Source organism: Pseudomonadota bacterium, assembly GCA_010028905.1.
In the GTDB taxonomy this organism is placed as follows: domain Bacteria; phylum Vulcanimicrobiota; class Xenobia; order RGZZ01; family RGZZ01; genus RGZZ01.
This window is the reverse complement of record RGZZ01000387.1, coordinates 1-4,800: the sequence shown is the minus strand read 5'-3', so window position 1 is coordinate 4,800 and position 4,800 is coordinate 1. Positions and strand designations below refer to the sequence as shown.

The 4,800-nt window shown below is 66.6% G+C and carries 4 protein-coding genes; 3 read left to right on the top strand and 1 reads right to left on the bottom strand.

Annotated elements, in window-relative coordinates; genetic code table 11:
- A partial coding sequence (locus EB084_19645; GenBank protein NDD30478.1) for a hypothetical protein occupies positions 1-720 on the bottom strand: 720 nt, incomplete at its 3' end.
- A 326-nt stretch (positions 721-1,046) separates the two neighbouring features.
- Here EB084_19645 and EB084_19640 point away from each other — a divergent pair.
- The 3 genes from EB084_19640 to EB084_19630 are packed head-to-tail and all read left to right on the top strand — an operon-like array spanning position 1,047 to position 4,473.
- Positions 1,047-1,787, top strand: a complete 741-nt coding sequence (locus EB084_19640) for a succinate dehydrogenase (protein ID NDD30477.1) — start codon at positions 1,047-1,049, stop codon at positions 1,785-1,787.
- Positions 1,784-3,718, top strand: a complete 1,935-nt coding sequence (locus tag EB084_19635) for a fumarate reductase/succinate dehydrogenase flavoprotein subunit (protein NDD30476.1) — start codon at positions 1,784-1,786, stop codon at positions 3,716-3,718. The genes EB084_19640 and EB084_19635 overlap by 4 nt, the downstream gene beginning before the upstream one ends.
- A gap of 11 nt (positions 3,719-3,729) precedes the next feature.
- Positions 3,730-4,473: a succinate dehydrogenase/fumarate reductase iron-sulfur subunit gene (locus EB084_19630; protein NDD30475.1), complete on the top strand. Its 744-nt coding sequence runs from the start codon at positions 3,730-3,732 to the stop codon at positions 4,471-4,473.
- Positions 4,474-4,800 lie beyond the last annotated feature (327 nt).

The window sequence follows — 4,800 nt, the reverse complement described above, 5'->3', positions numbered from 1 at the left end:
CGGGGCCGCGCTGACGGCATTGACGATCCCATCGGCCACACAAAGGCCAGGGCGACCACTCGCGGTCACACCGGGTCCGCCCTCTCCCGGCAGCGCGATGGAGGAGGCCGGCCGCCGCACGCCGTCAGCCCCTGTAACGGGGGCGTCGCCCATGGGCACCGCGCTGATGAGCACCCGATCGAGGGTCGTGGGAACGCCCTTCAGGGAGAGATTGCGCCACTTCTCGTCAAATTCGGCCCACGGCATCTCATACGGCTCGGAGCTGGCCGGGTCGTTCAGGGTCACGCCCGCCAGCTGCCCGCGCGCGTCGTTGCGATACCCCGTCACCACCACGTAGTGCAGGCCGTTGCCCTTGCTGCCGTTCACATGCGGATCGATGATGACGATGGACGGCACCCCGCGATCGATGAGCCCGCACAGGTCGTCTGCCCCCGCGCCGACGCGCAGCCCGGTGCGCATGCCGCGCCGCGCCACCGCGTCGGCCAGGCGACCAGGGGCGCTGTAGAGATCGAACGGGCGCATGAGCGCGTCGAGGTCGCTGTGGTGGCACTGCTGCGCCGAGCCGTCATAGTAGTCGACGACCATGGCCGCCGAAGTCGTGCCGCAGGCGTTGCGATCGGGGCCATCGTGCTGATCGTGCAGGGGGACCGCGAGCCCGCGCGAGATGCCGGTCGCGGCGCGGGCGGCGGGTTCTGACGGAGCGAGGGTGCGCGGTTCCACGGGTTCTCCTTGCGCCCCCTTCGTTCGAACGAACCGACGAGGGCGCCCGTTCTGCTGGGGCATGGGATTCGAACGCGGCCTGCGCCCGAATTGCAGTTCCCGCGGGTGCCCTCTGCCTTGAAAAGGAGGGAAAATTCACGTTACCATAAAAGAGCGCCCCAGAACCGTCGAGGGTTCGACCCCGGTGCATTCGTTCGGCCCGACCGTAGAGAACGGGGCCGCCGAACGAGAGCGCGAAGGTCGTTCGCCCGGCGCCCCCCCCCGCGCGCGTCTCTCCCAGAGCCGCGCGCCGCATCCGACGGAACCTTCTGGAGAGCCTTTCGCACATGAGCAACATCGTCTCTGCCGCCACCTCCTCGGTGGGGAAGAAGGTCATCACGGGCCTCACGGGCATCGCCCTCGGCCTGTTCGTGATCGTGCACCTGGCCGGCAACCTCACCCTTTTCCTCGGCGAGCACGGCAAGGCGTTCAACGAGTACGCCCACCTCCTCGAGTCCATGGGGCACGGCTGGCTCCTGCCCGTGGCCGAGATCAGCCTGGTCGCCCTGTTCGTCGCCCACATCGCCGCGGCGGTCTCGGTCAGCCTGCGCAAGCGCGAGGCCCGTCCCGTGGGCTACTACAACAGCGGAGATGCGGGCCACACGAGCAAGAAGACCCCATCGTCGCAGTCGATGATCTACTCTGGCATCGTGCTGCTGGCGTTCCTGCTGCTCCACATCTGGCAGTTCCGCATCGCCAACCTGAGCAACACGGCTCACTACCCCACGGCGGAGGTCCGCGACCTGTACCGCATCGTGTACGGGGCCTTCCAGAGCCCGCTCAACGTGGGCATCTACGTCGTGGTGATGCTGTTCCTCGGCCTGCACCTGCGCCACGGGCTGTGGAGCGCCTGGCAGTCGCTGGGCCTCAACAACCGTCGCGTGATGCCCGTGCTCTTCAGCGCCGCCGTCCTGATCTCCATCCTGCTGGCGGTGGGCTTCCTGTCGATTCCCGTCTACCTGCACTTCAACGGCGCCCCGCCCGCCGAGGCGCTCAATGCCACAGCACTCGAGGGAGGACACCCATGAGCCCCGTCTCCGAATCCCCCCGCACGCTCTCCTCCAACGCCCCAGGCGGCCCTATCGAGACCCGATGGGAGCGCCACATCGCCGACATCAAGCTGGTATCGCCCGCCAACAAGCGCAAGTTCACCGTCATCGTGGTGGGCACCGGCCTGGCCGGCGGGTCCGCCGCGGCAAGTCTGGGCGAGCTCGGCTACAACGTGCTGAGCTTCTGCATACAAGACTCGCCGCGCCGCGCCCACAGCGTGGCCGCCCAAGGCGGCATCAACGCCGCCAAGAACTACCAGAACGACGGCGACAGCATCTACCGGCTGTTCTATGACACGGTGAAGGGCGGCGACTTCCGCGCCCGCGAGTCGAACGTCTACCGCCTCGCCGAGTCGTCGGTCAAGATCATCGACCAGTGCGTGTCACAAGGCGTGCCCTTCGCCCGCGAGTACGGCGGCACGCTGGCCAACCGCTCGTTCGGCGGCGCCCAGGTCTCGCGAACCTTCTACGCCCGAGGTCAAACAGGACAGCAGCTGCTGCTGGGCGCCTACGGCTCGCTCATGCGCCAGGTCGACGCGGGTCGGGTGAAGCTCTTCGCCCGTCGCGAGATGCTCGACGTGGTTCTCGTCGACGGCAAGGCCCGCGGCATCGTGGTTCGCAATCTGGTGAACGGCCAGATCGAGACCTATGCCGCCGACGCCGTGCTTCTCGCCACGGGTGGCTACTCGACGGTGTTCTTCCTCTCGACCAACGCGGTGAACTGCAACGCCACCGCGATCTGGCGCGCCCACAAGAAGGGCGCGTACTTCGCCAACCCCTGCTACACCCAGATCCACCCCACGTGCATGCCGCAGATGGGCGAATCGCAGGCCAAGCTCACGCTCATGTCTGAAAGCCTGCGCAACGACGGGCGCGTCTGGGTGCCCAAGAACAAGGGCGACAAGCGCCCGGCCGCGCAGATCCCCGAAGACGAGCGCGACTACTACCTCGAGCGCATCTACCCGGCGTTCGGCAACCTGGTGCCGCGCGACATCGCGTCGCGCGCGGCCAAGCGCATGTGCGACGACGGATTCGGGGTCGGTCAGACCGGATACGCGGTGTACCTCGACTTCGCCGACGCGGTGAAGCGCCTCGGCGCGAACGTCGTGGAGGAGCGCTACGGCAACCTCTTCCACATGTACGCCGAGATCACCGACGACGACCCGTACAAGACCCCCATGATGATCTACCCCGCGCCGCACTACACCATGGGTGGGCTCTGGGTCGACTACAACCTCATGAGCACCATTCCCGGCCTGCACGTGCTGGGCGAGGCCAACTTCTCCGACCACGGCGCCAACCGCCTGGGCGCGAGCGCGCTCATGCAGGGGCTGGCCGACGGCTACTTCGTCATCCCCTACACCCTCGGCCACTACCTGGCGAGCACGAAGCTCGAGAAGGTGACCACCGACCACGCGGCCTTCAAGGAAGCCGCGGCGGGCGTCGACGCCTCGGTCAAGGAGCTCTTGTCGCGCAAGGGCAAGAAGACCCCCCGCGAGTACTGGTGGGAGCTGGGTCGCCTCATGTGGGACGAGTGCGGCATGGGTCGCAACGCCGATGGCCTGAAGAAGGCCGTCACGAAGATCGGAGAGCTGCGCCAGCAGTACGCGCACGAGGTCAACGTGCCGGACGGCGGCGATCTGAACAAGAACCTCGAGCTCGCGGGTCGCGTGAGCGACTACCTCGAGCTTGCGCAGCTGATGTGCACCGACGCCCTCAACCGCAACGAGTCGTGCGGCGGCCACTTCCGCGAGGAGTACCAGACCCCCGAGGGCGAGGCGCTGCGTGACGACGCGAACTACGCCTACGTGGCGGCCTGGGAGTACAGCGGCGACCCGGGTGCCCCCACCCTTCACAAGGAAGAGCTCGAGTTCGAGTACGTCAAGCTCGCCCAGCGCAGCTACAAGTAAGAGGTAACGCCATGAAGTTCAATCTGATGGTCTGGCGTCAGGAGGGTCCGGACAAGCCCGGACGCATGGAGTCGTTCACCGTGACCGACATCCTGCCCGAGATGTCGATTCTCGAGACCCTCGACGCGCTCAACGAAACCCTCATCAAGCAGGGCAAGCGACCGGTCGAGTTCGATAGCGACTGCCGCGAGGGCATCTGCGGCACGTGCGGTCTCGTCATCAACGGCGTGGCGCACGGTCCGAAGGCGGCGTGCACCACGTGCGAGCTGCGCATGCGCTCGTTCAAGGACGGCGACACCATCTCCATCGAGCCGTTCCGCGCCAAGGCGTTCCCGGTGCTCAAGGACTGCGTGGTCGACCGCAGCGCCTTCGATCGCATCATCGCCAAGGGCGGATACGTCTCGACCAACGTGGGGTCGGCCCCCGAGGCCAATTCGCTGCCCGTGCCCAAGGCCATGCAGGAGCGCGCCATGGACGCCGCGGCCTGCATCGGCTGCGGCGCCTGCGTGGCGTCTTGCCCCAACGCGTCGGCCTCGCTGTTCCTCTCGGCCAAGGTGTCGCAGCTGGCGCATCTGCCCCAGGGTCAGGCCGAGCGCAAGGAGCGGGTCACGCGCATGGTCGGGCAGGCCGACGCCGAAGGATTCGGCGACTGCTCGAACCACGGCGAGTGCGAGGCGGTGTGCCCGAAAGAGATCTCGATTCTCAACATCGCCCAGATGCGACGCGACTTCATTCGCGCAGCCGTGTACGGGTAGAAAGGGCGTTCGGCCGCACCCGCCGGTGCCCGCGAGCCCACATCGCACGTCCGTCTTCACGACGAGATGAGCCGATGTGGGCTCTACTGTTTCGGCTTGAGCTCAATGGTGCTCAACTGTGGGGGGTTGAGCTCAATGGTGCTCAACTGTGGCGGGTTGAGCGCAAATGTGCTCAACTGTGGCGGGTTGAGCGTAAATGTGCTCAACTGTGGCGGGGTGAGCGTAAATGTGCTCAACTGTGGCGGGTTGAGCGCAAATGTGCTCAACTGTGGCGGGGTGAGCGCAAATGTGCTCAACTGTGGCGGGTTGAGCGCAAATGTGCTCAAC